At 65.9% G+C, this 24,178-nt stretch carries 20 protein-coding genes, 2 tRNA genes and 3 rRNA genes; 15 read left to right on the forward strand and 10 right to left on the reverse strand.

The window, feature by feature from the left end; all coding sequences use genetic code 11:
• Window position 1: 1 nt before the first annotated feature.
• From pstB to JRZ79_RS23015, 4 genes are read right to left on the reverse strand one after another with little or no spacing between them, the layout of a single operon-like run.
• Window positions 2–1,042 (reverse strand): phosphate ABC transporter ATP-binding protein PstB, encoded by a 1,041-nt coding sequence (gene pstB / locus JRZ79_RS23000; protein WP_205252247.1) that lies wholly within the window; start codon window positions 1,040–1,042, stop codon window positions 2–4.
• Entirely contained in the window at window positions 1,035–2,639 is a 1,605-nt protein-coding gene (gene pstA, locus JRZ79_RS23005; RefSeq protein WP_205252248.1) for a phosphate ABC transporter permease PstA, read from the reverse strand. The genes pstB and pstA overlap by 8 nt, the downstream gene beginning before the upstream one ends.
• Window positions 2,639–3,754 (reverse strand): phosphate ABC transporter permease subunit PstC, encoded by a 1,116-nt coding sequence (pstC, locus tag JRZ79_RS23010; protein ID WP_010903857.1) that lies wholly within the window; start codon window positions 3,752–3,754, stop codon window positions 2,639–2,641. The genes pstA and pstC overlap by 1 nt, the downstream gene beginning before the upstream one ends.
• Before the next feature lie 43 nt (window positions 3,755–3,797).
• Window positions 3,798–4,937 (reverse strand): substrate-binding domain-containing protein, encoded by a 1,140-nt coding sequence (locus tag JRZ79_RS23015; protein WP_136360935.1) that lies wholly within the window; start codon window positions 4,935–4,937, stop codon window positions 3,798–3,800.
• A 154-nt stretch (window positions 4,938–5,091) separates the two neighbouring features.
• On the opposite strand from JRZ79_RS23015, the gene JRZ79_RS23020 reads away from it, so the two are divergent.
• On the forward strand, window positions 5,092–5,994 hold the full coding sequence (locus JRZ79_RS23020; RefSeq protein ID WP_010903859.1) for an NAD(P)H-binding protein: 903 nt from the start codon (window positions 5,092–5,094) through the stop codon (window positions 5,992–5,994).
• Window positions 5,987–6,736 (forward strand): hypothetical protein, encoded by a 750-nt coding sequence (locus tag JRZ79_RS23025; RefSeq protein WP_010903860.1) that lies wholly within the window; start codon window positions 5,987–5,989, stop codon window positions 6,734–6,736. The genes JRZ79_RS23020 and JRZ79_RS23025 overlap by 8 nt, the downstream gene beginning before the upstream one ends.
• Here JRZ79_RS23025 and JRZ79_RS23030 read toward each other — a convergent pair.
• Window positions 6,733–6,903, reverse strand: a complete 171-nt coding sequence (locus JRZ79_RS23030) for a DUF5786 family protein (RefSeq protein WP_012289514.1) — start codon at window positions 6,901–6,903, stop codon at window positions 6,733–6,735. The genes JRZ79_RS23025 and JRZ79_RS23030 overlap by 4 nt on opposite strands.
• A 76-nt stretch (window positions 6,904–6,979) precedes the next feature.
• Window positions 6,980–7,261 carry a hypothetical protein gene (locus JRZ79_RS23035; protein ID WP_070807660.1) on the reverse strand — a complete coding sequence of 94 codons (282 nt, stop codon included), beginning with the start codon at window positions 7,259–7,261 and terminating at the stop codon, window positions 6,980–6,982.
• Between the two features lie 110 nt (window positions 7,262–7,371).
• Here JRZ79_RS23035 and JRZ79_RS23040 point away from each other — a divergent pair, with 110 nt between their 5' ends.
• On the forward strand, window positions 7,372–8,175 hold the full coding sequence (locus JRZ79_RS23040) for a PHP domain-containing protein (protein WP_136360937.1): 804 nt from the start codon (window positions 7,372–7,374) through the stop codon (window positions 8,173–8,175).
• Between the two features lie 59 nt (window positions 8,176–8,234).
• On the forward strand, window positions 8,235–8,396 hold the full coding sequence (locus JRZ79_RS23045) for a DUF6757 family protein (RefSeq protein WP_012289516.1): 162 nt from the start codon (window positions 8,235–8,237) through the stop codon (window positions 8,394–8,396).
• Window positions 8,397–8,403: 7 nt separating this feature from the next.
• Here the strand turns inward: JRZ79_RS23045 and JRZ79_RS23050 are convergent, their stop codons facing one another.
• Complete coding sequence (locus JRZ79_RS23050) at window positions 8,404–8,724, reverse strand: ferredoxin family protein (protein WP_010903863.1); 321 nt, start codon at window positions 8,722–8,724, stop codon at window positions 8,404–8,406.
• A gap of 91 nt (window positions 8,725–8,815) precedes the next feature.
• On the opposite strand from JRZ79_RS23050, the gene JRZ79_RS23055 reads away from it, so the two are divergent.
• Together JRZ79_RS23055 and JRZ79_RS23060 are read left to right on the forward strand one after the other, a co-directional pair.
• Window positions 8,816–9,283, forward strand: coding sequence for a cupin domain-containing protein (locus JRZ79_RS23055; protein WP_012289517.1), 468 nt, complete (start codon window positions 8,816–8,818; stop codon window positions 9,281–9,283).
• 6 nt (window positions 9,284–9,289) lie between these two features.
• Complete coding sequence (locus tag JRZ79_RS23060; protein WP_205252249.1) at window positions 9,290–9,670, forward strand: DCC1-like thiol-disulfide oxidoreductase family protein; 381 nt, start codon at window positions 9,290–9,292, stop codon at window positions 9,668–9,670.
• 6 nt (window positions 9,671–9,676) lie between these two features.
• Here the strand turns inward: JRZ79_RS23060 and JRZ79_RS23065 are convergent, their stop codons facing one another.
• Together JRZ79_RS23065 and JRZ79_RS23070 are read right to left on the reverse strand one after the other, a co-directional pair.
• Window positions 9,677–10,840 (reverse strand): acyl-CoA dehydrogenase family protein, encoded by a 1,164-nt coding sequence (locus JRZ79_RS23065; protein ID WP_205252250.1) that lies wholly within the window; start codon window positions 10,838–10,840, stop codon window positions 9,677–9,679.
• A gap of 36 nt (window positions 10,841–10,876) precedes the next feature.
• Window positions 10,877–11,572, reverse strand: coding sequence for a type 1 glutamine amidotransferase (locus JRZ79_RS23070; protein ID WP_205252251.1), 696 nt, complete (start codon window positions 11,570–11,572; stop codon window positions 10,877–10,879).
• Window positions 11,573–11,657: 85 nt separating this feature from the next.
• Between JRZ79_RS23070 and JRZ79_RS23075 the strand changes: the two genes are divergently transcribed.
• The 3 genes from JRZ79_RS23075 to pheT all read left to right on the forward strand — a co-directional run bounded on the left by JRZ79_RS23075 (window position 11,658) and on the right by pheT (window position 16,255).
• Window positions 11,658–12,839, forward strand: coding sequence for an HD domain-containing protein (locus tag JRZ79_RS23075; protein WP_205252252.1), 1,182 nt, complete (start codon window positions 11,658–11,660; stop codon window positions 12,837–12,839).
• 204 nt (window positions 12,840–13,043) lie between these two features.
• Window positions 13,044–14,552: a phenylalanine--tRNA ligase subunit alpha gene (locus JRZ79_RS23080; RefSeq protein ID WP_205252253.1), complete on the forward strand. Its 1,509-nt coding sequence runs from the start codon at window positions 13,044–13,046 to the stop codon at window positions 14,550–14,552.
• Entirely contained in the window at window positions 14,552–16,255 is a 1,704-nt protein-coding gene (gene pheT, locus JRZ79_RS23085; RefSeq protein WP_205252254.1) for a phenylalanine--tRNA ligase subunit beta, read from the forward strand. The genes JRZ79_RS23080 and pheT overlap by 1 nt, the downstream gene beginning before the upstream one ends.
• Here the strand turns inward: pheT and JRZ79_RS23090 are convergent, their stop codons facing one another.
• Complete coding sequence (locus tag JRZ79_RS23090; protein ID WP_205252255.1) at window positions 16,256–17,305, reverse strand: quinone-dependent dihydroorotate dehydrogenase; 1,050 nt, start codon at window positions 17,303–17,305, stop codon at window positions 16,256–16,258.
• 217 nt (window positions 17,306–17,522) lie between these two features.
• On the opposite strand from JRZ79_RS23090, the gene JRZ79_RS23095 reads away from it, so the two are divergent.
• The 6 genes from JRZ79_RS23095 (at window position 17,523) to JRZ79_RS23120 (ending at window position 24,117) form a co-directional block, all read left to right on the forward strand.
• Entirely contained in the window at window positions 17,523–17,834 is a 312-nt protein-coding gene (locus JRZ79_RS23095) for a non-histone chromosomal MC1 family protein (RefSeq protein ID WP_010903872.1), read from the forward strand.
• A gap of 957 nt (window positions 17,835–18,791) precedes the next feature.
• A 16S ribosomal RNA gene (locus tag JRZ79_RS23100) occupies window positions 18,792–20,264 on the forward strand.
• A gap of 105 nt (window positions 20,265–20,369) precedes the next feature.
• A tRNA-Ala gene (locus tag JRZ79_RS23105) sits at window positions 20,370–20,441 on the forward strand.
• Window positions 20,442–20,787: 346 nt separating this feature from the next.
• Window positions 20,788–23,701, forward strand: a 23S ribosomal RNA gene (locus JRZ79_RS23110).
• A 108-nt stretch (window positions 23,702–23,809) separates the two neighbouring features.
• Window positions 23,810–23,931, forward strand: a 5S ribosomal RNA gene (rrf, locus tag JRZ79_RS23115).
• The 16S, 23S and 5S rRNA genes sit together here with 2 tRNA genes alongside, the layout of an rRNA operon.
• Before the next feature lie 110 nt (window positions 23,932–24,041).
• A tRNA-Cys gene (locus tag JRZ79_RS23120) sits at window positions 24,042–24,117 on the forward strand.
• The last annotated feature ends 61 nt before the right edge of the window (window positions 24,118–24,178 follow it).

Genomic DNA, 24,178 nt, shown 5'->3' on the forward strand with positions numbered 1-24,178 from the left:
ACTACCCGAACTTCCCGGCGACGTAATCCTCGACGCGCTGGCTCTGGGGGTTCTGGAAGATCGCGTCGGTTGCGTCGTACTCCGCGAGCCGCCCGCCGGTGAGAAACACCGCCGTCTGGTCGCTGATCCGGGCGGCCTGCTGCATGTTGTGCGTGACCACCACGACGGTGTACTCCTCGGCGAGCTCCTCGATGAGGTCCTCGATCTTCGCCGTCGCCACCGGATCCAGGGCCGACGCCGGCTCGTCCATCAGGATCACGTCCGGATCGACGGCCAGACACCGCGCGATACAGAGGCGCTGCTGTTGGCCCCCGGACAGCCCCAACGCGTTGTCGCCCAGGCGGTCGTTGACCTCGTCCCACAGCGCCGCGCGCCGCAGCGCCCGCTCGACGAGGTCGCGCTCCGCGTCCCGGTCGTCGCGCCCGAGCAGCCGCGCAAGCAGCCCCGTTTCGAGGTCACCATGCTTCCGGGGCCCGTAGGAGATGTTGTCCCTGATCGACTTCGGGAACGGGTTGGGCTCCTGGAACACCATCCCCACCTGCCGGCGCAGCTCCACGAGGTTCACGCCGTCACCGTAGACGTCCCTGTCGTCGAGAGCCACCCTCCCTTCGACGCGCGCCCCCCTGATCCGGTCGTTCATGCGGTTCAAACACCGCAGGAACGTCGACTTCCCGCAGCCCGACGGCCCGATGAGCGCGGTCACGCTCTCGGCGGGGATGTCCAGGGAGACCGACTCCAACGCCCGCTCCTCGCCGTAGTACGTATCCAGGTCGGACACGCTGACCTTCGCGTCCCCGTCGAACTCGTAGTCGGTCCACGCGTCCTGCAACTGTTCGTCGCTCTCGCCGACCGTTCTGGCGACCGCCGGTTCGTCGCCGTCGACCTCACCGGGCCCGCCAGGCGGGCCCGCGATACCGCCCGTCTTCGACGAGACGGCGGCCGCGGCTGCGTCTGTGCTGCCCGCCGCCGCCGCCGCGGTGGCGTCGTCGGCTCCCGAACGGTCGTCGCTGCGTCGTGGCTCCGATTGTGGTGTGTCACTCATGATGTAGCTTCCTCCTGAAGTACCGACGGCTGGCGATGCCGACCGCGTACAACCCGATCACTACCGCCAGCAAGACCAGCGCAGTCCCCCAGCCGAACGCCGCCGTGGTGAACTCGTCTTTGGGGAACACGCCCGCGGTGATCGTCGTGTACAGCTGGTAGGGGAGCGCGCTGGCGGGCGCCAACAGCGCGTCGTTGGTCACGAACGGCGGCTGGGCCGTCAGCGAGAAGCTGCCCAGCACGTCCGGCGTGTTCGACGGGTACGGTGCCCCACCGAACACCAACAACAGCGGCGCGGTCTCGCCCGCGATGCGCCCCACCCCGAGGATCACGCCCGTGATCGTGCCCGGCATCGCAGCCGGCACGACGACGCTCCGGATCGTCTGCCATTTCGTCACGCCCAGCGCGGCGCTGGCGTCGCGGTGCGCGTCGGGCACCGCCAGCAGCGCCTCCCGACAGGTCAGCAACACCAGCGGCAACAGCATACACCCCAACACCAGCTGGCCGACCAGGATCGAGTTCCCGCCGCTGAGCCGCGGCACCAGGAACGCCAACCCGAACAGGCCGAACACGATGCTGGGCGTGCTCCACAACCCGTTCGTGGCGACCTCGACGAGTTGCGTGAACCGACCGCGCTCGGCGTACTCGGTGAGGAACACCGCCGCCCCGATGCCCAACGGCACCGCGGCCACGATCGCACCGAACACCAGCCAGAGAGTGCCCACGAGCGCCGGGAACACCCCCGGAATCGTGACGTAGAGGCCGCCGGTCTGGTTGGTCACGAACGGCAGCGTCGGCCACGGCACGGCGGCGTCGACGAACGGCAGCCCGAGCGTGCCACCGGTCAGGCTCGCGCCCGTCAACACGGGCGTTATCCCCTTCGACACGACGAACCCGACGAGCAACACCAACACGGAAAGCGTCCCGACGACCACCGCACCGACCAGCGCGTACGCCCCCGCTTGCCGCCCCTCAGCGCCGAAGCCAGCGTGTGCGCTCGCGCCGCTCCACGCCGCCAGCAACGCACCGCCGACAGCCACCACCGGCACGATCTCCGTGCCCGGGAACACCGCCGACGACCACGCCGGTGCCCACGTCCAGCCACCACCGCCGCCGCTGGCCGCGATCGCACCGCCCCACCCCACGATCACGGCCGCGGCCGGCAGCGTCGCACCGGCGTCCTCGCGGGGCAACACGGTCGCCAGCGCCCCCGCCACGCCACCCACCACGGCGACGGGCAGCCACGCGTCCCCGCCGCCGACGGCGACCGTCGTGGCGACCCCACCGCTGACCGCCCACAGCATGCCGACGACACAGCCGGCGGCCAGACTGGTCGCACGGGAGGGCGTGGTTTCGATGTATCCGAGCCGCGACCCGGCGCCCAACACCGCGATCCCGCAGCCAGCGACGGCCAGCCCGCCGCCCAACAGCGTGGCGACCGGGATCCCGACCACAGCCCCGCCGGGCGCAACCCACTGCATGAGACACGCCACGGCCAGGACGACGGTCGCAGCCGTCACCCCGAGCACGGTGCGCGAGGTGACCGCACCCACCACCGACTCCCCGGTGGCCAGTTGGGTCTTCGTCGCGGTCCCCATCAGGTCTCACCCCCGAGCTTGCGGTGCATCCGCCACTCGACGTACTGTGACCCGACGCTCAACGCCATCACGGTCACGAACAACACGACGCCACCGGCGAACAGCGCACTCATGTGGACGCCGCTGGCGTTCCCCCCCTCGAAGGCGATGACCGTCGTCAGCGTCTCCCCGTACTGTGAGAACACGTCGAACACCGGCGACGGGAACCCCTTCGTGTGCGTGAGCATCACCGTCGCCGCCATCGTCTCCCCCATGGCACGTCCGACACCCAACAGCACGCCCGCGGACACCCCCGACAACCCCGCCGGCAGTGTCACGCTCTTGGTCGTCTGCCACGGCGTCGACCCCATCGCCAGCGCCCCGCTTTTCACCGACTCCGGGACCGCAGCCAGCGCGTCCTCGGAGATGGTGACGACCGTCGGCAACGCCATCACGCCGATCATCGCGCCCGCGGCGAGATACGACCCGATCGTCGGCGTGCGGAACTCCGCGTAGAAATACTGGTTCAACACCGTCAACCCGATGAACCCGTACGTGATCGACGGGATCCCCGCCATCAACTCGATCCCGGGCTTCACCACGTCACGCACCCGCGGGGGCGCGATCTCGCTGATGAACACTGCGCCCGCGATCCCGACGGGTGTCGCGATCACCGTCGCGATGCACGTCGTGATCGCGGTCCCGACGAGCATCGGCGCAAGCGAGTACACGCCGCCGTCGCGGGCCGCCCACAGCGGGTCCGCGGTGCGCCCCAGCAACCCAACGCCCATGTGCTCGACGGCCGGCACCGACCGCACGAGCAAGAACGCAACGATCAACGCCAACACGCCGACGGTTCCGACCGTCATCAGAAACGTCACCGCCTTGCCGGTGGCGGCCTGCTCGCGTCGCCACCCCACGACTGTCGTCGCCAGGAACACGCCCGCCGGGAAGACGGTCCACTGCGATCCCACCAGGAACGCCACGAACGCCGCCCCTAGCGACCCGCAGATCACGGCCTGCACGGCAACGGCCGTGTCACCGGTCCGGGAGCGGTACTCGCGCGCCGACCGCGCCACACCCACAACCGGATCCGTGACGCGGGCCGCCACGGTCCGCTTGACGCGCCGCATCATGGCTGGCGCCTCCGAGCCGCCGTGCCGTGCCGGCCGCTCCGGTTCACGTCTGGTAGTTCGACGCCGCGACCTTCTCGCGCTCCGTCGACAGCCGGGACTCGGGCAACGCGAAGTAGTCGTTGCTCGTCACGAACTTCTCCTGGCCGAACTCGCTCAACAGGAAGTTGATGAACGCGGCCTCCTTCCGCGAGGTGTCCTGCCACGTGTACGCGTGGAGGTCACGCGACAACGGGTACTCCTCGGCGCCCAGGTTCTCCCCGTAGGCGTACGTCGTCCCGTCGATCTCCAGGTCAAGCGGCGGGGTGTCGCCGTCCGGCTGCACGAACGCCAACGCGATGTACGCGATGGCGTTGTCCGCCTGCCCGATGGCCTGCTGGAGTTGCTGGTTCTGGCCGTAGCGCTGGTCGGGACTGATCGCCGCCTCGGGATCGCCGAAGACGTTCGCCCGGAACGACGTGTCCGTGCCCGACCCCTCTGCGCGCCCCAGCGCCAGGATGTCGCGGTCCGGGCCGCCCAGCTCCGACCAGTTCGTGATCTCCTGGCGGTAGATCCCGCGCAACTCCTCGATGGTGATGGTTTCGACGCCGCCGTCAACGACCTCACGGCTGGCAACGATCGGCTGCCCGTCGACGCCCACGACGTGGTCGACGAACCCATCCAGGGTGTCGCTGTCCGCGTCCGGCAGCTCGTCGGCGGCGGACGCCGACGCGTCACCGATGTCGACGCGGTCCTCCATGACGCCCTCGATGCCGGTGCCGGAGTGGCTCAACGCGATGCTCACCCGGAACGGCGGGCTCGACCGTTCCCCACCGGCCTCGTAGCCGTACTCCGACGCGAAATAATCAGCGAGCCGCATCTCCGTGTCGTACTCGCTGGCCCACTCCTCGGGCCAGTAATCCTCGTCGCCGGCCTCGGGGTTCGAGTTCCAGTAGCTCGATCCCTCGTTGGTGATCGGGAATACCGTCGAGGAGCCGTCACCGGTCAACACGCTGGTGTCGAGCTGGCTGGACTGGCTTGCCGTCTCGTCGCCGTCCTGGCTGGCCGCCTCCGTGCCGTCGCCCCCGCTGCCGTCGGTGCTGTTGGCGCAGCCGGCAAGCGCCGCGACACCCGCAGTACCGGTTGCGGCCACGAACGCTCGCCGAGACACTGGTCCGCTGGCCCCGTCGTCTGGGTCTGAGTGCATCGCTTGGAATGCCACCCGGAACCAGTAAACCCGTTTATAATATGGCTACGTGGTGGCTGCCATCCCTCCATAGGACTGTGTGTGCTATATATCACTGGTGAGACCACCAGTCAGCCGGCTGAACACTTAACCAGGTGACGCCCCAATCGAAACTATGGGAGTTCTTGTCACGGGAGCGACCGGGTTCATCGGCGGCCGCCTCACCCCGGCGCTGGCCGGTGCCGGCTACGACATCCGGGCGCTCGTCCGCGACGCCGACGGCTACGACCCCGACACCAGCGTCGACGTGGCCGAGGGCGACCTGCTCGACCCCGCGTCGCTGGCGGGCGTCTTCGACGGCATCGACACCGCCTACTATCTCGTGCATTCGATGCGCGCCGGCGACGACTTCGCGGAGCGCGACCGCCGCGCCGCCCGCAACTTCGCCGCCGCCGCCGACGCCGCGGGGGTCGACCGCGTGATCTACCTCGGCGGCCTCGGCGAAGAGGGCACCGACCTCTCGGATCACCTCGAATCACGCCGCGAAGTCGAAGCCGTGCTCGCCGGTGCGGCCTTCGACCTCACGACGCTTCGCGCAGCCGTCGTCGTGGGCGCGGGCAGCGCTAGCTTCGAGTTGGTGTTCCAGCTCGTCGACCGCCTCCCCGTGATGATCACGCCCAAGTGGGTGCAGACGCCCTGCCAGCCCATCGCCGTCGCGGACGTGATCGCGTACCTGCGTGGCGTGCTCGAAACGCCGGCGACCGCCGGCAACACGTACGAGATCGGCGGCCCCGACGTGCTCTCGTACAAGTCGATGCTCGAACGAACCGCCACACTTGCGGGGCAGCGCCTCTTGCTCGTTCCCGTGCCAGTGTTGACGCCGACGCTCTCGACGTACTGGGTTGACCTCGTGACCGACGTGCCCCGGAGCGTCGCCCATCCCCTGATCCACGGCCTCAAACATCCGGTCGTGGTCACCGACGACCGCATCCAGGACCTCGTCGACGTGTCGCTGACGCCGTTCGACGACGCCGCCGCGAACGCGCTGCGCGAGCGCGGGGTGGCCGCCGATGAGTGACTCCCGCGACCCCCCGCCCAGCGACTACCAGGAACCCACATCCACCGCCCACGCCGCCGGCGGCGTCTACGGCGAAACCTGGGTGTACGAGAGCATCGTCGGTGCCATCCCCGGGATCGACATCTCAGACCGGCTGGCGGTCCTCATCCAGTTCGTGCTGTTCGAAGTCGGCGTCCTCGTGACCGCCGCCGTCTACGACCTCCCCGGCGCGATCCTCCCCGGCACGGCCGCCGTGCTGGTGGCGGCCGCCGGCAGCGCGTTCATGCTCGACATCGGTGCCCGCGCCCGCGGCCCGGGTGTCCCCGCCAGATACCGCCAACTGCTGTTCGCGTCCAGCATCGAAGTCGTCCTCGGCGTGGTGTCGTACGTGCTCCTCATGACGTACCTGTTCGTCTGGGACCCCCGCGACGGCGCGACGCTGGTCGCCGGCCTGCTCGGCGAGCAACCCCCAGTGATCCCGTCGGCACTCGCGTTGCTCGTGCTTTGGGACGTGTGTTACCGCATCGGGACCGGCTGGTGGGCCGCCGTCGTCGCGCTGTGGCGGTCGCTCACCCAATCCCTCCAGCCCGCCACCGCCTCCCGCATGGCCGGTGTGGACAAACGCACGCTCGGGTTCGGAACCGCCCAAGCGGTCCTGCTCCCGTTCGTCTGGGGGCATCCGCTGCTGGTCTTCGCCGTCGCCGGTCACGTCGTTGCGGTCATCGTCGTGACCACCGTCTCGCTGTCCGTCCTCAGGAACTAGTCGCTCATCGCTTTGAACTGCGCGAGCAACTCCTCGGTCGACTCGTCGGTGGTGAACTCCACGTCGCCGTCGTACGCCGCCCGCTCGTCGTCGTCCGCGGAGACGTCGACGCTATGTTTCGCCTCCCTGCGCTCGTGTTCCGCCTCGTCGTAGGCACCCATTGACATGGTAGATGTGTACACGGTAGTTCTTCGCTCTCACATTTCAAACTATCGGTCATTGCGGTGTGTTGTCACACACTGCTCAAAACGAGACCGGATCGCTGCCCTCAACGCCCATCGGATCCGGGTCACGGTCGGTGTACCCGATCCTGCCGACCGCCGCCGCCGGCAGCGCCCCATACACCGCAAACGTCGCCTCGGTGGCGGACGCGAACTCGTCCACGCCGGTGCGCGCGATCACCGTTCTGAGATCCTCCCCGCCGGCGGACTCCAGTTCCACGTCCCCACACGCGGCCGCGATCGCCGACGCGCTGGCCGGATACTCCTGTGCGTGCAATACGTCCGCGGCCTGTTTGAACGTCATGATTGTACACGTCGGGCTCGCTCCACAAGAGTATTCTGGGTGGTCGATCATGAACGTTCGTCCGCTGCACCGACCACGACGTTTAGGTGCCGCGCCCACCGCCTATCCGTATGGTTCACGCGGATCTCCACGTCCACACCACCAACTCCGATGGCACACTCACCATCGACGCCGTCCCCGACGCCGCCCACGACGCGGGCGTCACCGCCGTCGCGATCACCGACCACGACCGCCTCCACCCCGCCCTCGACGCCCCGGTCACCGTCCGCGACGACATCACTGTCATCCACGGGATCGAACTCCGCGTCGACACCGGCCCCCAACGCGTCGACCTCCTCGGCTACGGCGTCCACGGCACCGACGCCCTCACCGCCGAATGCGACCGCATCCAGCGCGACCGCCGCGACCGCGGCCGCCGCATCATCGACCGCGTCGAAGCCAGACTCGGCGTCTCACTCCCGCTGGAACCGCGGCCCGGCCTCGGCCGCCCCCACATCGCGCGCGCCATCACCGCCCACCCCGACACCGACTACGACACCATGGACGCCGTCTTCGACAGCCTCATCGGCAACGACGGCCCCTGCTTTGTCGCCCGCGACGTCCCCGACTTCGAGACCGGCGTCGACCTCCTCACCGACGCCTGCGGCCTCGTCGGCCTCGCGCACCCGCTTCGATACGACGACCCACAGCACGCGCTTGCGCTCTGTGCGGCCCTCGACGCCGTCGAAGCCCACTACCCCTACGACCGCCCCGTCGGCACCGCCCCCGACGACGGCGCTGCACTCGTCGCCGACGCCATCGACACCCACGACCTCATCCCCACCGGCGGCACCGACGCCCACGACCACACGCTCGGCACCGCCGGCCTCGACCGCGACGCCTACGCCGCCGTCCGCACACGCCTCGCCGACTAACACCCGCCAGTCGTGTCACTGTCGTGGGGTTCAGGTGGCTCCAGCCCCAACGATCCTTCATGCAGTGTCACTACTGCGACCGGGACGCCGACCTCACCGTCGAGAAAAGCGGCCTCAAAGTCGGCGTCTGCGAGCAGCACTTCCAACAGCGCCTGGAAGACATCTCCGACAGCGACGCGCTCCAGCAGCTCCGCGACCAACTCGAGATCGAGCGGTCGTAACCCCGCCCTAGGCGCGCCCGGCATCGACGTCGATCGCGTCCACCGGACACACGTCCACGCAGAGCATACAATCGATGCACTGCGTCTCGTTCGCCGGGTCGGCTTTCCGCTCGCTTTCGGGGTGGTCGGGCGTCTCCACCCACTCGAAGACGTCCACGGGGCAGTCCTCCAGGCACGCCCCGTCCGCCAGGCAGATGTCGAAGTCAACCGCCACGTGGGTGCCGTGCACCCCGAGCTTCTCGGGTTCCTCGACCGGCCCCCAGACGTCGTGTCCCTTGTGGGTGTCTACTTGCGCTCGGTTCTCCGTGAACTGCGGGTCGATTGCCATACCCACGCTGGGGCCGCAGCCGGTATGAATCCCTCGGGCGACACGCCACCGACCCCGCAGGCTTATGCGCGTGACACCCCCACTCCCGCGTATGCGGACAGTGCGCCTCGACGACCTCGACTCCCGGATGGGCCCGGCCGCCCGCAGCCTCCCGCTGACGGACGCGCTCGGCCTCTCGGACGCCGCGATGAACGTCTACGAGCTCGCGCCCGGCGACAGCTTCTCGTACGGCTTCCACGCCCACGCCGCCCAGGAAGAAGTGTTCTACGTGCTCGCCGGCACGGTCACGTTCCGCACCCTCGACGGCGACGTCGCCGTCTCCGCGGGCGAACTCGCGCGCTTCGGCCCCGGCGAATTCCAGCGCGGCGTCAACGAGGGCGACGAACGGGTGCGCGCGCTCGCCGTCGGCGCTCCACAGGACGCCGGCGACACGGAAACGCTCCGCGAGTGCCCCGACTGCGGGGGCGAAACCACCCAGGAAATCACGCTCGCGGACGCCCGCGACGAGATCCACACGGTCTGTGAGTCGTGTGGCACGATCACGGGGCGGTTCGACTAACCACCCATGGCACCGACACACGACCACCCACCGCGGCTGGTGTTCGACGACGACTGCGGGTTCTGCACGTGGTGCGCGAACGTCGCCGCCCGCCACGGCGACGTGGCCCTCGTCGGGTTCACCGAGCTGTCCCCCGACCAGCGCGCGCGGCTGCCCGACGACTACGAGAACTGCGCGCACCTGCTCACCGACGACGCCGTCTACTCCTGTGGGGAAGCCATCGAGCGCACGCTCGCCCACGACGTCCCGGCGCTCCAGCCGGTGTTCGGCGCGCTCGGCTCGGTGCCCGGGTACGCATCGCTTCGCGAACGCCTCTACCGAGCGGGCGCTGACCGCCGGGCGCTGCTCGGCAACATCGTGCGCGACGACCCGCCGGCGCGGGACTGATCGCGCCTACTGGTAGGCCTGCATGCCCGTGAGGTCCTCGCCGAGAATCAGCGTGTGGATGTCGTGGGTGCCCTCGTACGTGTAGACGGTCTCCATGTTCGCCATGTGGCGCATCGGCGGGTAATCCGTCGTGATGCCGTTCCCGCCCAGCATCTCGCGGGCGACACGCGCCTGATCGCGGGCCATCCGGACGTTGTTGCGCTTGGCCATCGAAACGTGCTGTGGCCGGAGGTCACCGCGCTCCTTGAGCCCGGCCAGCCGGTGGGCGAGCAACTGACTCGTGGTGATCTGTGTCGCCATCTCCGCGAGCTTGTCCTGTTGCATCTGGAACCCCCCGATGGGCTGGTCGAACTGCTCGCGGTCGGTGGCGTACTCCCGTGCGGTCTCGAAGCAGTTGCGGGCCGCACCCACCGCCCCCCACGCGATGCCGTAGCGGGCCTGCGTCAGACAGGACAACGGCCCCTTCATCCCCTCGACGCCGGGCAGCCGGCTCTCCGCCGGCACGCGGACGTTCCGGAGGCTGATCTCGCCGGTGATCGACGCGCGCAGCGAGAGCTTCTCGTCGATCTCGTTGGTGGTGACGCCGTCGCGGTCCGTCTCCACGAGGAACCCCCGGACCGGCGTGTCGTCCTCGCCGTGGTCCCTGGCCCACACGACCGCCACGTCCGCGATCGGCGAGTTCGTGATCCACGTCTTCGACCCGTTCAGGACGTACTCGTCGCCGTCCGGCTCCGCCGTTGTCTCCATCGCCGACGGGTTCGAGCCGTGTTCGGGCTCGGTCAACCCGAAACACCCCACCGCCTCCCCCGCACCCAGGGCCGGCAGCCATCGCTCCTTTTGCGCCTCGCTGCCGAACGCGTGAATCGGATACATCACGAGCGCCCCCTGGACGCTCGCCATCGACCGCAGCCCCGAATCACACGCCTCCAACTCCTGCATCAGGAGGCCGTAGGCCGTCTCCGACACGTTCGGCAGCCCGTAGCCGTCGAGGTTCGGCGCGTAAAACCCCATCTCGCCCATCTCCGGGATGAGCTCCGTCGGGAACGTCCCGTCCAAGTAGTGCTCGCCGATGTCGTCCTGCACGTGCTCGTCGACGAACTCCCGCGCCGTGTCCCGGATCAAGCGCTCCTCGCTGTCGAGGTCCGCCTCCAATCCCACGTAGTCGAGCATACGTGGTACTCAGACCCAATGCGTAAAAAAACCCTGCTAGTTTTCGGCTCCGCCGTCCGTGCCCCGCCCGAGCTGCCGTGTGAAGTTCTCGAACAGCCGCTTGGTCTCGCACGCCGCCGCGTACGCCTCCGGCGTGATCCCCGCCAGCACTGCGTCCCGGCGCGCCTCCGAGACGTCTTTCTCGGTGGCGATGCGCTCGGCGGTCTCCATGTCGTACTCGGGGTGGAACTGCACGCCGACCGACTGCCCCACGCGAAACGCGTGGATGCCGTAGTCGTTCTCCGCCAGCAGCGTCGCCGCCGCCGGCAACTCCGTGACCACGTCGCCGTGGGTGGTGAACGCGGTCATCGACTCCGGCAGCCCCTCGAAGAGCGGGTCGTCGGCGACGCGCTCGACGGTTCGGTATCCCAACTCGAACCCCGACATGTCCTCGACGGTCCCCCCAAGCGCCTCGGCGAGCACCTGATGCCCGAAACACACGCCCAACACCGGCACCCCCGCAGCGTGCACGTCCTCGACGTAGTCACACAGCGCCTCGATCCACGGCTCGTCCCAGTAGACCGACGACTTCGACCCGGTGACCACCACCCCATCGAACTCAGTGTGCCCCGGCACCCGCCCGCCCTTCGCGTGGAACTCCACCAGCTCAGCGTCCAACTCCCGGCGGAAGTTCCGCGCCGTCTCACCCGGCTCGTGTGCGGCGTTCACCAACGCAATGCGCGGCCGATCCATGCCCACAGCTATGCGGCGTCCACGCAAGCCCGTTTCGACACCGTGTCGAACCATCTTTGACGCCGCCCCACCACGCCCCGGACGAATGCGCGCCATCAAGGACAGCGTCCACGACTACATCGAAGCCGACGGCGTCGCGGCGGCGCTGCTCGACACCGAACCCGTCCAGCGGCTCCGCCACATCAAGCAACTCTCCACCATCCGCCTCGTCTACCCGTCGGCCAACCACACCCGCTTCGAGCACTCCCTGGGCGTCTACCACCTCGCCGACCGCGCGCTCGCCCACCTCGACATCTCCGGCACGCGCGCGGACACCGTCCGTGCCGCCGCCCTCCTCCACGACATCGGCCACGGCCCCTACGGCCACCAGACCGAGGGCATCATCCAGCGCCGCCTCGACCGCCACCACGACGACGTCGCCCACCTCGTCTCCAACGGCGAGCCCGGTGCCGTGCTCGCGGCCCACGGTCTCGACCCCGACCGAGTCGCCGCCCTCGTCGCCGGACACGGCAAACTCGGCCAACTCGTCGCCGGGGAACTCGACGTCGATCGCATGGACTACCTGGTGCGGGACGCCCACCACACCGGCGTCCCCTACGGCACCATCGACCACGGCCGGCTGCTGCGCGCGCTCACGTTCCGGGACGGCGACCTCGTGCTCGCCGAGGGCAACGTCGCCACCGCCGAGAGCGTGCTCGTCGGGCGCGCGCTCATGAACGCCACCGTCTACCGCCACCACGTCTCCCGCATCGCGGGCGCGATGCTCGACCGCGCGAGCGCCCGCCTGCTCGACACCACTGACCTCGACGCCGAGACGTTCGCGCGGTTCACCGACGCCGACCTCCTCGCCGTGCTCCGGGACTGCCCCGCAACCCAGGACGCCGCCCGCCGCATCCGCAACCGCGACCTCTACAAGCGCGCCGTCTGGACCGAACGCGACGCCGTCCCTGACGACGTTGCCACCGCCGACTACCGGACCGTCCGCGACCTCGAATCCCAGGTCGCCGACGCTGCCGGCGTCCCCGCCACCGCCGTCGTCATCGACACGCCCGGCGCGCCCTCGATGCCGGAGTCCTCGGTCCGGGTCACCGTCAACGGCGACACCCGCCGGCTCGACGAACAGAGCCCGCTCGTCGACGGCATGCTCGCCTCCCAGCGCGCCCAGTGGCGCTTCGGCGTCTACACCCCGAACGACCACGTCCCCGCGGTTGCGGCGGCCGCCGAACGCACGCTCGGGCTCGGCCCCATCGACGATCCGCCAGCGTAACCCACCCCCGACGGAACGCTTTTCCCCACCGCCCCCGTCGCCCCGAACATGGTGCCCGAACCCCAGATCAGATGCATGAGGCCCGAAACAGCGCCGCATCCCGGGTTCGGATTCTTTTTCGACGCCTAACGCGTCGTTGCCCCACCGACAGGGGACCGCCGTCGTTCGGAACCGATAACTGACTGCCACGCACGCCTACACGACATGCAACTCCCAACACAACAGGTCGCGGTGCTCGACGCAGCGAGCACCGACGACCCCCAACGCATCGAGGCCCTCGCGGCGGACACCGACTACCCGCCGGAGACGATCGCCGGCGCGGCCCTCGCCCTCGAAGCCGAGGGCTTGGTCGCCGTCACCGAGACCACCACGACGACGGTCTCGCTCACCGACGAAGGCCACGCCTACGCCACGGACGGACTCCCGGAGGTCCGCCTCTACCGGGCCGCACTCGACGCGGGGGCCGACGACGCCCCTGTCGAAATGGGCTCCGTCATCGGTGCCGCCGGACTCGACGGCCCCCAAGTCGACATCGCGCTGTCGAACTACGCCCGGAAGGGATACGGCACCATCGACTCGGGCGCACTCGCCGCTGACCCCGACGCAGACCCCGACGACGATCCCGAAGCGAACGCCCTCGCCACGCTCGCCGCCGGCGACACCCTCGCCGACGACGCCGTCCTCGATCAGCTCGCCAGCCGCGATCTCGTGACCGTCAGCGAGCGCACGGTGCGCTCAGTGACGCTCACCGAGGCCGGCGTCACGGAACTGATGGCCGGCGTCGAAGCCACCGACGAGGTCGGCGAGCTCACCCCCGAGTTGCTCGCGTCCGGCGAGTGGGCGGACGTCGAGTTCGCGGACTACAACGTCGCCGCCGACGCCGCCGACCACACGCCCGGCAAGACACACGTCCTCCGGCAGGCCGCCGAACGCGTCACTGACGTCCTCGTCGGGATGGGGTTCCAGGAGATGGACGGCCCCCACGTCGACGCCGACTTCTACATCAACGACTGCCTGTTCATGCCACAGGACCACCCCGCCCGGAACCACTGGGACCGGTTCGCGCTCTCGAACCCCGCTCAGATCGACGAACTGCCCGACGCCCTCGTCGAGCGCGTCGAACGCGCGCACCGCGAGGGGGCCGGTGACGACGGCGACGGCTACCACTCGCCGTGGGACGAGGACTTCGCGCGTGCGCTCGCGCTTCGCGGACACACGACGAGCCTCACCGCCCGCCACCTCGCCGGCCTCGCGGACGCGGACGTCGAGGCCCCCGCCCGCTACTTCAGCGTCGAAAAGGCCTACCGCAACGACACTCTCGACGCCACCCACCTCCTGGAGTTCTTCCAGATCGAAGGCTGGGTGCTGGCCGACGACCTCTCCGTGCGGGACCTCATGGGGACGTTCCGGGAGTTCTACAGCCAGTTCGGCATCCACGACCTCCAGTTCAAGCCCACGTACAACCCCTACACGGAGCCCAGCTTCGAACTGTTCGGCCGCCACCCCGAGACCGGGGAGCTCATCGAGATCGGGAACTCCGGCATCTTCCGCCCGGAGATGCTCGACCCGCTGGACGTCGACGGCGACGTGATGGCATGGGGGTTGGCCCTCGAACGCCTGCTCATGCTGATGACCGGCTTCGAGGACATCCGGGACGTCCACGGGACGCTGTGTGACGTTGGGTTCCTGCGGAACGCGGAGGTGGTGTACTGATGCCCGTCGTCGACATCGACCCCGACGAACTCCGCCGGCTCACCGGCCACCGCAGCAAGGACGACGACGAGCTCCGCCAGGACCTCTTCGGGCTCGGCATCGAATACGAGGGCGAAACCGAGGACGGCGAGTTCAAACTCGAGTTCGAAGCCGACCGCCTCGACCGCCTCTCCGTCGAGGGCATCGCGCGCAGTCTGCGCTACCACGCCGGCGACGACCGCGGGGTCGACATCCCGGACACCAACGCCCCGGAGTGGGCGATCGACGTCACCGACGTCCCCGCGGATCGCCCGTACGTCACCGGCGCCGTGATCCGGGGCGTCGACCTCGACGCGGACGCCCTGGACTCGCTCATCCAGCTCCAGGAGAAACTGCACGCCACGATGGGCCGCAAGCGAGCGAAGGGCGCCATCGGCATCCACGACCTCGCGATGCTCAAAGGCGACACCGTCGACGGCGACGGCACCGCCGCACGCTCGCTCACGTACACGGGCATCGACCCCGACGGCGACACGTTCGTCCCGCTCGACGACGACGCCGAACGCACGCCCGCCGACGTGCTCACCGAACACCCCACCGGCGAGACGTACGCCGACCTCCTGGCCGACCACGACACCTACCCAGCGATCTACGACGACATCGGGCTGTTCAGCTTCCCGCCGGTCATCAACGGTCGCCGCACCGAGGTCACCACCGACTCCCGGGAGCTGTTCGTCGAACTCACCGGCACCGACCAGTGGACCATCGACCGGATGTGCGCCATCATCTGTTACGCGCTGGACGCCCGTGGGGCGACCATCGAGGACGTCACCGTCGACTACCCCGACCGCGAGCTCCACCGCCCCGACTTCGCGGTCCGCACCAAACACGTCAGCCACGACCGGATCGAGACGCTGCTCGGCGTCGAGTTCACCGCCGAGGCGGTCGTCGATCTCGCCGAACGCGCCGGCCTCGACGCCACCCCGACCGACGACGGCTACGACGTCGAAATCCCGCCCTACCGCGTCGACGTCCGCCACCCCGTCGACGTCGTCGACGACCTCGGGCGCGCGTACGACTTCAACGACCTCACGCCCCGCTATCCCGACGTCAACACCATCGGCGGCCGCACCGAATCCTCGCGCCTCGAACGCTCGGTGCGACAGGCGCTCGTCGGGCTCGGGTTCGAGGACCTCCTGAACTTCAACATGACCAGCGAGGCCGAGAACTTCGACCGCATGCGGCTGACCCCCGACCACGACGCGGTCGGCGCGGCCCAGCCGGCCACCATCGCCGAACCCTACAGCCAGGACTTCACGATCCTTCGCACGTGGGCGCTGCCCTCGCTGGCGATGGTTCTGGAGACGAACACCCACCACACGTATCCGCAGGACCTCGCCGAAGTCGGGTTCGCCGCCCACGCCGACGGCGACACCCAGACCGGGGTCGCCGAACGCCGCACCGTCGCCGCCGTGCTGGCCCGCAACGACGCCTCCTACGAGGACGCCAAGGCTCGCCTCCAGGCGCTTTGCGACGAGTTCGCGGTCGCCCTCGAAACGCCGCCCATCACCCATCCGTCGTTCATCGACGGGCGCGCCGCCACCATCGAGATCGACGGCCAGCCGGCCGGCGTCATCGGTGAACTCCACCCCGGCGTCATCGTCGAACACGACGTCGAAGTGCCGGTCGCCGGCTTCGAGTTCGAACTCGACGCGCTCCGCTAGCTACAGGTCCGCACCGACGGCGTCCTCGACGCTGTCGAACCCGTCGCGTTCGAGCAACGACACCAACCCCTCGTTGATCCGTTTTGCAACCCACGGCCCCTCGTACACCAACGCCGTGTACAACTGCACCACGCTTGCGCCCGCGCGGATCTTCTCGTAGGCGTCCTCGGCCGTCGCGACGCCCCCAACGCCCACGACCGGCTGGTCGGTGCGCTCCGCGACGAACCGCACCTGCTCGGTCGCGCGCTCACGGATCGGCGCTCCGGACAGCCCGCCCTGCTCGCCGGCGTGTGGGTGGCTCAACGATTCCGGGCGCTCGGTCGTCGTGTTCGTCGCAACGATCCCGTCGAGATCGAGGTCGTTGGCCAACTCGACGGCGTCAGCCACCGCGTCCTGGTGGAGGTCCGGGGACAGCTTCACCAACAACGGGCTGGCACCAGCGTCCTGCAGGGCCTCCAAGATCGCCGCCAGCTGGTCGCGGCCCTGCAACTCCCGGAGACCGGGGGTGTTCGGGCTGGAGACGTTCACGACGACGTAGTCGACGGCGTCGCCGACACGGCTGAACGTGTACGTGTAGTCGTCGGGGGCGTCCGCCAGCGGCGTGGTCTTGGATTTCCCGATGTTCACGCCCACCGGAACGTCGGGCAGTGGCTCGGCGTCCAACCGCGCCCCTACGGTGTCCGCGCCCTCGTTGTTGAACCCCATCCGGTTCACCAGCGCGTTGTCATCCGGCAGCCGGAACAGCCGTGGCCGGTCGTTCCCCGGCTGTCGCTCGGCGGTCACCGCGCCCACCTCGATATGCCCGAACCCCAGCCCGGCAAGCGCGCGCGGTATCTCGGCGTTCTTATCGAAGCCGGCGGCCATGCCCACGGGGTTCGGGAACGTCTGCCCGAAGGCATCAACCGACAGTCGCGGATCGGTGACGGTCAACTGTTTCGCGTACGCACGGTGTGCGCCCACGCGTTGTGCAACCCGGAGGGCACTCGTGGTTATCTCGTGTGTGGTCTCCGGTGGGAGTCCGAACAGTGCGGATTTTAGCAGTCCATACATTGGGGGCGTTCTCACCGTCGTCTGCGTCGGCGACTTGGTTGAATGCTTCGCCTCCCGTGTCTCCGGGTGGGGCTGGCCGACGCCCGTCGATCTTGTTGCGTTGTGGCCACGCGTCCCCCCGCCGCGTGCCGATCATTCCGGCCTGCTTATAAGCGAACGCCAAGAATCGCCGACATATTTATCCTCCGGCCTTGTGTTTGCATCCCACGAAGAAACCATGGTACGTGAGGACGGCAAGCGGAACTTCGCACTCCGCACCGACGACGGGACCGAGCCCAGTGTCTTCAGTGGAAACACGCCGCGACAGGCAGCACTCAAAGCGGCGCGTCGCCTCGACGATGTCGGTGAGTCGGAGTCCGAGGCCGACCGCAACCGAATCGAACTCCGGGAGAAGGGGACCGACAAGATCCACATCTACGAAGCGTGGGCGTGGGAGGAAACCGCTCCCGACGACAAACCCGACTGGATGCCGGGCGACATCACCAAGGCAAACGTCTCCAAGCAGGGCATCGACCACCGCGAGACGTAGCCGCGGCGAAACTGCTTACAACGCCCCAACCCAACACGCACCCGCGTGGGTACCACTCGGCCCGACCGAACGCACTCGCGCGGGATGACCGGCCGACCTCCGCCTACGCAATACGCTGTGGCGTGTGTCCCTGGTGTGGGCCGCCATCACGAAGCGCTGCTGGTTCGACGGTGTTTTATGTACCCCACCACTCGGATGAGATGCGAACGACGTGAGGTGGCTCGGTGCACCCGACGCCACTGATTGACGCCCCCTCGTCCCGTTCGGACGGAACCCGACTGGGTTCAGTCCGATGCCCTTAAGTACAACAGGGTACTTCGGTGGAATGCGAACGACAATGGGGCCGCCCGGTTACACGGGTGGCCGACGCATGACTCCGCTGATCGGTTCGGCGTTCGGCCGAACTCGATTCGATGCCCTTAAGTAATAACGGGTGTTCTGATGAGATGCGAACGACAATGAGGCTATCCGGTTCGTCCGGGTGGCTGATGCATCTCTTCGACGCTCTCCATGGTGTCGGTCTCACTCTCAGTGAGTGTGATTCGATGCCCTTAAGTAATAACGGGCGTTACGAGGAATTGCGAACGACAATGTGGCTACCTGGTTCTCCCAGGTGGTTAACGCGTGTTCCTCGCCGCCCTGGTGGGCAAACGTCACGCTCGATTCGAGCGTGATCCGATGCCCTTAAGTAATAACGGGGCGTTCGGGGAAATGCGAACGTCGTCTTGGACTGATCGGGGTCCGATGGGTTTATGACCCGTCGAACTCTACGATCTGGTCCGAAGGAATGAGGATTCCACACCTGCGGTCCGCCGTAAAGATGGAATCTGATGTTAGCCTTGATGGTTTGGTGACATCCAACTGGCCACGACGATACGTCGTGTGCTAAGGGACACATTACGTGTCCCCGCCAAACCAAGACTTGATAGTCTTGGTCGCTGGGAACCATCCCAGCAAATTCCGGTTGATCCTGCCGGAGGCCATTGCTATCGGAGTCCGATTTAGCCATGCTAGTTGTGCGGGTTTAGACCCGCAGCGGAAAGCTCAGTAACACGTGGCCAAGCTACCCTGTGGACGGGAATACTCTCGGGAAACTGAGGCTAATCCCCGATAACGCTTTGCTCCTGGAAGGGGCAAAGCCGGAAACGCTCCGGCGCCACAGGATGCGGCTGCGGTCGATTAGGTAGACGGTGGGGTAACGGCCCACCGTGCCCATAATCGGTACGGGTTGTGAGAGCAAGAGCCCGGAGACGGAATCTGAGACAAGATTCCGGGCCCTACGGGGCGCAGCAGGCGCGAAACCTTTACACTGTACGAAAGTGCGATAAGGGGACTCCGAGTGTGAAGGCATAGAGCCTTCACTTTTGTACACCGTAAGGTGGTGCACGAATAAGGACTGGGCAAGACCGGTGCCAGCCGCCGCGGTAATACCGGCAGTCCGAGTGATGGCCGATCTTATTGGGCCTAAAGCGTCCGTAGCTGGCTGAACAAGTCCGTTGGGAAATCTGTCCGCTTAACGGGCAGGCGTCCAGCGGAAACTGTTCAGCTTGGGACCGGAAGACCTGAGGGGTACGTCTGGGGTAGGAGTGAAATCCTGTAATCCTGGACGGACCGCCGGTGGCGAAAGCGCCTCAGGAGAACGGATCCGACAGTGAGGGACGAAAGCTAGGGTCTCGAACCGGATTAGATACCCGGGTAGTCCTAGCTGTAAACGATGTCCGCTAGGTGTGGCGCAGGCTACGAGCCTGCGCTGTGCCGTAGGGAAGCCGAGAAGCGGACCGCCTGGGAAGTACGTCTGCAAGGATGAAACTTAAAGGAATTGGCGGGGGAGCACTACAACCGGAGGAGCCTGCGGTTTAATTGGACTCAACGCCGGACATCTCACCAGCCCCGACAGTAGTAATGACGGTCAGGTTGATGACCTTACCCGAGGCTACTGAGAGGAGGTGCATGGCCGCCGTCAGCTCGTACCGTGAGGCGTCCTGTTAAGTCAGGCAACGAGCGAGACCCGCACTCCTAATTGCCAGCAGTACCCTTTGGGTAGCTGGGTACATTAGGTGGACTGCCGCTGCCAAAGCGGAGGAAGGAACGGGCAACGGTAGGTCAGTATGCCCCGAATGGGCTGGGCAACACGCGGGCTACAATGGTCGAGACAATGGGAAGCCACTCCGAGAGGAGGCGCTAATCTCCTAAACTCGATCGTAGTTCGGATTGAGGGCTGAAACTCGCCCTCATGAAGCTGGATTCGGTAGTAATCGCGTGTCAGCAGCGCGCGGTGAATACGTCCCTGCTCCTTGCACACACCGCCCGTCAAATCACCCGAGTGGGGTTCGGATGAGGCCGGCATGCGCTGGTCAAATCTGGGCTCCGCAAGGGGGATTAAGTCGTAACAAGGTAGCCGTAGGGGAATCTGCGGCTGGATCACCTCCTAACGTCCGAGACTGGAGCGACGCTCCAGCTCACCGAACGACGCCGTCGTGCCCAGTTGGGCACTTACAAACCATCAAGGCTAACATACCCTCCCAATCGGGAGGTGGGCCCATAGCTCAGTGGTAGAGTGCCTCCTTTGCAAGGAGGATGCCCTGGGTTCGAATCCCAGTGGGTCCATCCCGTTCGGGGTTCATCTTGGATCGTGTCCCTTAAGTGGGAGACGGGGCAACGATGAATCGCGACGAAGACTGATGCACCACTCCGCGAAAGTGCGGGTGGGAAGGGTCGATGTACGCTCCCTGTTCACCTAGGGACGTGCGATGACGGCCGTGTGTAAGTGCAATCCAGGCGCTCACTGGACTCGACCACCGTGGTCGAGTACCGACTGTTAGTCACATCCGTGACTTAACAGCGCTCACCCATTGTGTGGTGAGCATTCATCGTCGTTGGCTGTTTACAGCCAACATCTCGACCACTTCGTGTGGTTGAGTACCATATTCGTCGACTGCTTTGCAGTCGACAACCAACGTGGCTACTGTGCCACCTGGTGGATAGCTCGGCTCGGATGCCGACGAAGGACGTGCCAAGCTGCGATAAGCCTGAGGGAGCCGCACGGAGGCTAAGAACTCAGGATCTCCTAATGGGAATCCCTATAACAATTGCCTTGCGCAATGGGGAACGGCCGGAATTGAAGCATCTCAGTACGGCCAGGAAGAGAAATCGAATGAGACGCCGTTAGTAATGGCGAATGAACGCGGCACAGTCCAAACCGAAGCCTTCGGGCAATGTGGTGTTCGGACTGACTTTCATCGTTTGACCGTTCGTGTGAAGTCTCCTGAAACGGAGCGCGATACAGGGTGACAGCCCCGTATCACGGACCAGTACGACGTGCGTCAGCTCCAGAGTAGCGGGGGTTGGAAATCCCTCGTGAACGTGGCAGGCATCGACTGCCAAGACTAAGTACTCTCCGAGACCGATAGTGAACAAGTAGTGTGAACGAACGCTGAAAAGCACCCCACAAAGGGGGGTGAAATAGGGCTTGAAATCAGGTGGCGATGGAGCGACGGGGCATAAAAGGCCTCTCTGGGAACGACTTGAGTGCAAACTCATGGTAGGACCTGAGAGGAGCCGATGTTCCGTCGTACGTTTTGAAAAACGAGCCAGGGAGTGTGCCTGTTTGACGAGTCTAACCGGAGTATCCGGGAAGGCGTAGGGAAACCAATATGGCCGCAGCATTGCGAGGGCCACCGTGTTCAAGCGCGGGGAGTCAAACGGGCACGACCCGAAACCCGGTGATCTACGCGTGGGCAAGGTGAAGCATGGCGAAAGCCATGTGGAGGCCTGTTAGGGTTGGTGTCTTTCAACACCCTCCCGTGACCTACGTGTAGGGGTGAAAGGCCCATCGAACCGGGCAACAGCTGGTTCCAACCGAAACATGTCGAAGCATGACCTCTGCCGAGGTAGTTCGTGGGGTAGAGCGACCGATTGGGGAGTTCAACTCCGAGAGGAGTTGTCTCCCCTGTCAAACTCCAAACCTACGGACGCCGTCGACGCAGGGAATCCGGTGTGCGGGGTAAGCCTGTGCACCGTGAGGGAGACAACCCAGAGTTAGGTTAAGGTCCCAAAGTGCGAGCTAAGTGCGATTGAAGGTGGTCTCGAGCCCTAGACAGCCGGGAGGTGAGCTTAGAAGCAGCTACCCTCTAAGAAAAGCGTAACAGCTTACCGGCCGAGGTTCGAGGCGCCCAAAATGATCGGGGCTCAAGTTCGCCACCGAGACCTAACGGCACGGGTAACACCGTGATCCAGTAGGTTGGCATTCTGTTCGGGTGGAAGCTCGGGTGAGAACTCGAGTGGACCGAGTGGAAAAGAAAATCCTGGCCATAGTAGCAGCGTTAGTCGGGTAAGAATCCCGATGGCCGAAAGAGCAAGGGTTCCTCGGCAATGCTTATCAGCCGAGGGTTAGCCGATCCTAAGGCCCGTCGTAATTCGAGCGGGTCAAAAGGGAAACTGGTTAATATTCCAGTGCCACCGTACATTGAAAGTCGACGCCTCGGAGCAGCTTGAGCCGGGCATTCGCCCGGTCGAACCGTCGAAGTTCGTGGAAGCCGTAATGGCAGGAAGCGAACGAACGTCGGAACAGGGAAACTCAAGTCAATCTGGGGCCCGTGAAAAGGCGAGTACGGTGTTCGTACCGAGATCCGACACAGGTGCTCTGGCAGAGGAAGCCAAGGCCTGTCGGGAATAACCGACGTTAGGGAATTCGGCAAGTTAGTCCCGTAAGTTCGCGATAAGGGATGCCTGCCTCGCAATGAGGCAGGTCGCAGTGACTCGGAGGCTCCGACTGTCTAATAACAACATAGGTGACCGCAAATCCGCAAGGACGCGTACGGTCACTGAATCCTGCCCAGTGCGGGTATCTGAACACCCAGTACAATGGGGCGAAGGACCCGTTAACGGCGGGGGTAACTATGACCCTCTTAAGGTAGCGTAGTACCTTGCCGCTTCAGTAGCGGCTTGCATGAATGGATCAACGAGAGCCTCACTGTCCCAACGTTGGGCCCGGTGAACTGTACGTTCCAGTGCGGAGTCTGGAGACCCCCAAGGGGAAGCGAAGACCCTATAGAGCTTTACTGCAGGCTGTCGCTGGGACACGGTCGCTGATGTGCAGAGTAGGTAGGAGACGTTACACAGGTACGTGCGCTAGCACGCCACCGAGTCACACATGAAACACTACCCGTCAGTGACTGTGACCCTCACTCCGGGAGGAGGACACCGGTAGCCGGGCAGTTTGACTGGGGCGGTACGCGCTTGAAAAGATATCGAGCGCGCCCTAAGCCTATCTCAGCCGAGTCAGAGACTCGGCGAAGAGTGCAAGAGCATAAGATAGGCTGACAGTGTCCTACACAACGAGGGACGCTGACGCGAAAGCGTGGTCTAGCGAACCAATTAGGCTGCTTGATGCGGCCAATTGCTGACAGAAAAGCTACCTTAGGGATAACAGAGTCGTCACTCGCAAGAGCACATATCGACCGAGTGGCTTGCTACCTCGATGTCGGTTCCCTCCATCCTGCCCGTGCAGAAGCGGGCAAGGGTGAGGTTGTTCGCCTATTAAAGGAGGTCGTGAGCTGGGTTTAGACCGTCGTGAGACAGGTCGGCTGCTATCTATTGGGGGTGTTTTGGTGCTTGACAGGAACGTTCGTATAGTACGAGAGGAACTACGAACGGGTGCCACTGGTGTATCGGTTGTCCGAGAGGGCATGTGCCGAGCAGCTACGCACCACGGGGTAAGAGCTGAATGCATCTAAGCTCGAAACCCACCTGGAAAAGAAGCACCACTGAGACCGCTCGTAGAAGACGAGTTCGATAGACTTGGGGTGTACGCGTCGAGGCAACGAGACGTTTAGCCCGCGAGTACTAACAGGTCAATGCCACACACTCATGCACTCACCACATACGTGGTCGAGTCCAGGCGTTTACTGGATTGCACTTACATACGGACGTCCGCCGACGTCGGCGTACAACGGTTCGATTCCGTTGGTCGGTATTAAGGCGGCCATAGCGGTGGGGTTACTCCCGTACCCATCCCGAACACGGAAGATAAGCCCGCCTGCGTTCCGGTCAGTACTGGAGTGCGCGAGCCTCTGGGAAATCCGGTTCGCCGCCTACTATTCATACTCTCATTCATGCTTCGAACAGCAGCGGTGCTGTTCGGGGCTTTTTGCAGTTTTGACTGGAGACCGCTACGTTTATTGGCGGGACACCGGTACGTAGTCGTGTGCCAAGGTGGCAGAGTTCGGCCTAACGCGGCGGCCTGCAGAGCCGCTCATCGCCGGTTCAAATCCGGCCCTTGGCTTTTCAGCAGCGAGTGACGGTTCGAGTGGCAACACAGTCGGCAGTGGTCGTGGAGCGGTGAA

This window comes from Halobacterium sp. BOL4-2 (assembly GCF_016917835.2).
Classification (GTDB): Archaea; Halobacteriota; Halobacteria; order Halobacteriales; family Halobacteriaceae; genus Halobacterium; species Halobacterium salinarum.